The sequence below is a fragment of the Flavonifractor sp. genome, assembly GCF_019422385.1.
GTDB lineage: Bacteria > Bacillota > Clostridia > Oscillospirales > Oscillospiraceae > Flavonifractor > Flavonifractor avistercoris.
Window position 1 is genome coordinate 1 of the sequence record NZ_JAHZDL010000121.1, and the last position, 5,784, is coordinate 5,784.

Consider the following 5,784-nt stretch of genomic DNA (forward strand, 5'->3'; position numbering starts at 1 on the left):
ACTATCCTTCCCTCCGAATCCTTTGGCTGGAGGGTTTATCGACAGTCTCCGGCGGGGCGGAGGAAATTCCTCCGCCCCGCCTTTTTCAAACCGGCTGGAAGTCCAGCGCGTCCAGGGGTACCTCCACGGGGACGGCCTCCTCTCCGCCCCACCAGGTGCAGTTCAGCGCCAGGGGAAAGGCGGGTACGCCGGCCCCGTCCGGCAGGAGCAGCTCCACCGTATCCACCTGGCGGCCCAGCAGGGCAGACGCGGCGGCCTTTACATCCGCCGCCTCCATCCGGCCGTTCCGCCAGCGGCAGAGAACCGCCGGATTGTCCAGCCCATAGTGGAGGTTCAGCACCTCCCGGTCTCCGTCGCCGTCCACATCCAGCTCCCACACCTGCCCGTTGTATTCGGCCAGCAGCTCCGGCTCCCCAGCCTCGTTGATAATGTAGTACTCCACAGGGATGGACTGTATCCCCAGGCCGTAGGTGAGCACAAAGCCGTCGTGGCCCAGCACGCCGGTAAAGGCGTGCGCCTCCACAAGACCGGAATAGGGGTAGCGCAGCTCGGGGCCGTAGTCCGCCGGGAGCTGCCGGAAGGGGACAGGCTCCTCCCCGTCCCGCGCCAGCCAGAAGGTGAGCACCCCCTGCTCATCGGGGGCCAGCTCAATGTGATAGTCCCCGCCCCAGCTCCAGGTTATCTCGCCGTCATAGCCGGGGAAGGCCTCGTCCCCGATGGGGCCCCGCTCCGACAGGGGCGTGGTGCTGGTCTCCACCACGTCCCGGATGCCGGTGAAGTGGTTCTCTTCGTCAAAGCAGTACCAGGCGGTGCCCTGGTGGAGCTGGTTCTCCGTGTCCACCCAGGCCCAGGAATACTGGAGGGACAGGCTGTCCTCCGACCAGGCCAGGGGGATGCACCGGGGGAAGGGGTCGGCCAGGGAAGCCAGTCTGTACTCCGGGCGCAGCGCCTCATAGGTGAGGCCCGCCACACCGTCCGGGTGTTCCATTTCCGGATAAAAGGGCCCGATCGGGAAGGCAAAAGACGTCCGGAATCCGTTGCTCACCGTGGCTGCAACCCGCTGGTTATCGGGCGACCAGAGCGGATCAGAGAGCGCGCCTCCGGGGAGTCTGCCGGTGCAGCTGACCTGCCCCAGGGCCACAGGGTGCTCCCCGCTGATGTCATAGAGCATGCAGTCCGCTCCCGACGGCTGTATGGAGATCAGACGGGTGCCGTCGGGGCTTTCGGTGCGGTCATGGCCCAGCACCAGGGTGTCCCGCACCCCCTCGGCCTCCTCCCGGCTCACCTGGGACAGGTCAAACCACAGGTCATAGATGCCGGTGTCCGGATAGGCCTGGTTCATCAGATAGAAGGTGTGCAGCTCCTCCCGGCCGTCGGAGCGCTCCACCAGCACCTCGTAGGTGTAGAGGGGCCACTGTCTCTCCTCCCATGGCCCCTCCCCCATATATTGCACCTGGGCCGCCGTCAGGCTGACCGCCTCCGCCGGGAGGACAGGATTGCCATCGTCATCGGCCATCTCCATACCGTAGGTGGTGACCAGGGTGGCGAAGAAGTCCTCCGTGCTGCCCTCCCAGTCCCCTATATCCGGGGGTGTGGGGCTGACGATCATCCCCCAGGCGGGGGGCTGTCCCTCATCCGCGTCCGACAGCTCCACCACAAGGCTTCCGTCTGTTTGAGAGGCCGCCACATACTCCCCAACACCCTGGAGTGTGTAATTCTCCTGGTCAAAAATACCGTTGAGCTGGCCTGGTTCCTCCGCCGGTCTCAGAGAGCAGGCGGCGGCCCCGGCGGAGATCACCAGGGCGGCGGCGCAGATCAGGGCCACTCCCTTTTTCCGCTTCCCGCCCGAGGCGATGGATAGCAGCCGCTCCTTCATGGCCGCCCTGCCGCCTTTGAAGTGGGTGGTCAGGGGGGCCCGGGCCTCGATGCCCTCCTCCACCGCGTCCAGCATGGCCGCCCCGTAGGCCGCCCGGAAGGCGGCGTCCTGTCCCGCTACCGCCGCCTCGTCGCAGGATCGCTCCAGATCCCGGTTGGCGGCCCGGGCCATCCCGTGCACCAGGGGGTTGAACCAGTGGAGGGCCCGGGCGAGCAGCAGGAGCAGCTTGTACCACAGATCCCGGCGGCGGGTGTGGATCAGCTCGTGGCGGAGCACCCCGTCGGAGACGGCCTCCCGCGGCAGGAGGAGCACCGGGTTGACAAAGCCGGTCACCAGGGGCGCGCCCACCGCCGGGCAGATCAGCAGGGCCAGGTTGTTCACCCCCAGCTCCGCCTTCGCCTCCTCAAACCGCGCCAGCAGGGCGGCGTCCTCCGCCGGAGCACCCCAGCGGCGCACCCGCAGGCGGAAGCGGACATACACTGCCAGATGCCAGGCCAGGAACACCCCCGCCCCGGTTAGCCAGGACAGGGCCAGCAGCTGCCCGGCCGTGAGGACGGTGGTGTACCGGTCGGCGGCGGACGGGGCATCCGGCTCCCGCGGGGCGCTGTACGCCGCGCTTTGGGCCTGCTCCGCCTCCAGCGGGGTCATCACCCGGTACTCCGTGCCGCCGGGATTGGTGCGGTGGGTGTCCACCCGCACCAGGGCCTGCCGGGGCGCCGCCGCCACCGTCACCGGGGCCTGGGGCAGGCTCACGTTGAAGGGGATGCACAGGCGGAGGGCGGCCAGCAGCCACACCCAGTAGAAGGCCTTGGCCCGCAGCTTTTCCTTCAAAAGAGGCCGCAGGCCCAGCAGCACGGCCAGCACCACGGCCATGGTGAGGGAGATCTCCAGCACGTCGGCAAAGCGGGCGGTCATGTGCCTCCCCCCTTCCCCATGGCCTCGTCCAGGAAGGCCCGCAGCTCCGCCAGATCCTCCCGGCTGATGGACTGGCTGTCGTACAGGGCGGTGACCAGGCCGGGCAGGCCCTTCCCCTCCAGGAAGGGGGCGTTCTCAAAGGCCACGTACTCCCCCTCGCTCACCAGGGGGGTGTACACGTTCTGCCGCCCCTCCTTGCCGGCGGAGAGGAACCCCCGCTCGGTGAGCCGGGACAGCAGGGTCTGGAGGGCGGACAGGTTCCAGGGCCGCTCCTTCTCCAGCCGGGCGCGGATGGCCCCGGTGGGGGCGGGGGCGGGGAGCCGCCACACCGCCCGCATGACGGACAGCTCCGCCTCGGGCAGACGAACCAGCTTTTTCATGCGCCTCATCTCCTACAAATGTATGTCCTTACAAGGAGAGCATACATCTGTAGGTTTAATTTGTCAAGACAAATGTTGTTTTTTCCCCGCCGGACAGCTATAATAAAAGCTGCAATATCTGCAAAATCTCCCGCCCCGGCGCCCGGAGCAAGGCCGGGCCACTTTATCATAGAACGTACTGCAAAGACAAAGGAGAGGTTACTATGTCCAATATCTGGCATGACATCAGCCCCAACCGCATCCAGCCCGAGGACTTCGTGGCTGTCATCGAGATCCCCAAGGGCAGCAAGAAGAAGTATGAGCTGGACAAGGAGACCGGCCTGATCATTCTGGATCGGGTGCTCCACACCTCCACTCACTACCCCGCCAACTACGGCTTCATCCCCCGCACCTACGGCGATGACGGCGACCCCCTGGACGTGCTGGTGCTCTGCTCCGAGGAGATCGACCCGCTGACCCTGGTGCGCTGCTACCCCATCGGGTACATCTCCATGCTGGACAGCGGCAAGAACGACGAGAAGATCATCGCCATCCCCTTCTCCGACCCCACCTACAACACCTTCCACGACCTGATGGATCTGCCCGCCCACATCTTTGACGAGATGGCCCACTTCTTCACCGTCTATAAGTCCCTGGAGGGCAAGGAGACCGTGGCCGGCGACGTGAACGACCGCGCCGCCGCCATCGGCGTCATCCGGAAGGCCATGGATCACTATGCCGAGTGCTTTCTGGGCGGCCCCTCGGCCAAGGAGGGGCTCTACGCCTCCGACCGCTGAATTTTAAGAATATCTTAATCCCTTTTTCGCCCCCTTTTTCTCCGCTCTGTGGTAAACTGGGGGCGTATCTTATGAGAAGAGAGGACGTTGTCCCATGAATCAACCATACGACTGCCTGGTCATCGGCGCCGGGCCTGCGGGCGCCGTGGCCGCCCGGGAGCTGGCCGAGCGGGGCGGCCGGCGGGTGCTGGTGCTGGAGCGCCGGAACCATGTGGGCGGCAACACCTACGACCGCTTCGACGAGAGCGGCGTGCTGATCCACCAGTACGGCCCCCATATCTTCCACACCAACAGCCGGCGGGTGTTCGAGTACCTCTCCCGCTTCACCGCCTGGCGGCCCTATGAGCACAAGGTGGTGGCCAACATCCCGGAGGGGGACGGGCGGCTGGAGTACCCGGTGCCCTTCAACCTGGTGTCCCTGCGGAAGGCCTTCCCCCCGGAGGACGCCCGGCGGCTGGAGGACAAGCTCACCGCCGCCTACGGCCGGGAGAAGAAGGTCACCATTCTGGAGCTGCGCCGGAATCCGGATCCGGAGATTGCCGCCCTGGCCGACTACGTCTATGACCACGTGTTTGTCCGCTACACCATGAAGCAGTGGGGGCAGACGCCGGAGGAGATCGACCCCAACACCACCGCCCGGGTGCCGGTCTTCCTGTCCGAGGACTGCCGCTATTTCCAGGACGTCCATCAGGGCATGCCCCTGGAGGGATACACCCCCCTGTTCCAGCGCATGCTGGATCATCCCAACATCACCGTGGAGCTGAACACCGACGCCGCCGCCCGCATGCGCCTGGAGGACGGCAGGGTGTACCTGGACGGGGCGTCCTTTGCCGGCACGGTGATCTACACCGGCGCGGCGGACGAGCTGTTCGGCTGCCGGTACGGCCGGCTGCCCTACCGCACCCTGGACTTCGTGTTTGAGACCCACCCGGTGGACTTCTGGCAGAGCCACGGCACGGTGAACTACACGGTGGATCAGGACTACACCCGCATCACCGAGTTCAAGTACCTCACCGGCCAGGAGCTGCCCGGCGCCACCACCATCGCCAGGGAGTACTCCCGCTCCTACACCGGCGAGGCCGGCCAGGTGCCCTACTACGCCATCATCAACCCGGAGAACAACGCCCTCTATGCCCGGTACGCGGCGGAGGCGGAGCGCTATCCGGACTTCCACCTGCTGGGCCGGCTGGCGGAGTACAAATACTACAACATGGACGCCATCGCCGCCCGGGCGCTGGAGCTGTGTGACGATTTACTGAAATGAGGAAACCGCCCATGTCAAAGCTCATTACCTTCGCCGTTCCCTGCTACAACTCCGCCGCCTATATGGATCACTGCGTCCAGACCCTGCTCAGCGGCGGGGAGGATATTGAGATCATCCTGGTGGACGACGGCTCCACCAAGGACGACACCCCCGCCATCTGCGACCGCTACGCCGCGGAGTACCCGGACATCGTCCGGGCCGTCCACCAGGAGAACGGCGGCCACGGCGAGGGGGTCAACCAGGGCCTGCGCAACGCCAGCGGCCTGTATTACAAGGTGGTGGACTCCGACGACTGGCTGGACGAGGGGGCCCTCCAGACCGTGCTGGACAAGCTGCGGCAGTTTGCCGCCTCGGACAATCCGGTGGATCTGTTCATCGCCAACTACGTGTACGAGCACGTGGAGGACAACACCCAGAAGGTCATGCGGTACACCAACGTGTTCCCCCAGAACCGGGTGTTCACCTGGAACGACATCGGCCGCTTCCGCCCCTCCCAGTACCTGCTGATGCACTCGGTGATCTACCGCACCGAGATGCTGCGCGCCTGCGGGCTGGAGCTGCCCAAGCACACCT

Annotated in this window: 5 protein-coding genes; 3 read left to right on the plus strand and 2 right to left on the minus strand. The window is 65.9% G+C overall.

The genetic code is table 11. The annotated features are described in order from the left end of the window. Positions 1-85: 85 nt before the first annotated feature. Together QZ378_RS11965 and QZ378_RS11970 are read right to left on the minus strand one after the other, a co-directional pair. A complete protein-coding gene (locus QZ378_RS11965) occupies positions 86-2,791 on the minus strand; it encodes a M56 family metallopeptidase (RefSeq protein WP_291258430.1) in 2,706 nt (901 codons plus the stop codon). Then, positions 2,788-3,171 carry a BlaI/MecI/CopY family transcriptional regulator gene (locus QZ378_RS11970; protein ID WP_087237878.1) on the minus strand — a complete coding sequence of 128 codons (384 nt, stop codon included), beginning with the start codon at positions 3,169-3,171 and terminating at the stop codon, positions 2,788-2,790. The genes QZ378_RS11965 and QZ378_RS11970 overlap by 4 nt, the downstream gene beginning before the upstream one ends. Before the next feature lie 203 nt (positions 3,172-3,374). Here QZ378_RS11970 and QZ378_RS11975 point away from each other — a divergent pair, with 203 nt between their 5' ends. The 3 genes from QZ378_RS11975 to QZ378_RS11985 all read left to right on the plus strand — a co-directional run. Beyond that, the gene (locus QZ378_RS11975) at positions 3,375-3,947 is read left to right on the plus strand and encodes an inorganic diphosphatase (RefSeq protein WP_191379981.1); all 573 of its coding nucleotides are present in this window, start codon (positions 3,375-3,377) and stop codon (positions 3,945-3,947) included. A 94-nt stretch (positions 3,948-4,041) separates the two neighbouring features. Beyond that, positions 4,042-5,211, plus strand: a complete 1,170-nt coding sequence (gene glf / locus QZ378_RS11980) for a UDP-galactopyranose mutase (RefSeq protein ID WP_291258431.1) — start codon at positions 4,042-4,044, stop codon at positions 5,209-5,211. An 11-nt stretch (positions 5,212-5,222) separates the two neighbouring features. Beyond that, positions 5,223-5,784, plus strand: a 562-nt coding sequence (locus QZ378_RS11985) for a glycosyltransferase family A protein (RefSeq protein ID WP_291258432.1), incomplete at its 3' end; no start/stop codon positions are given.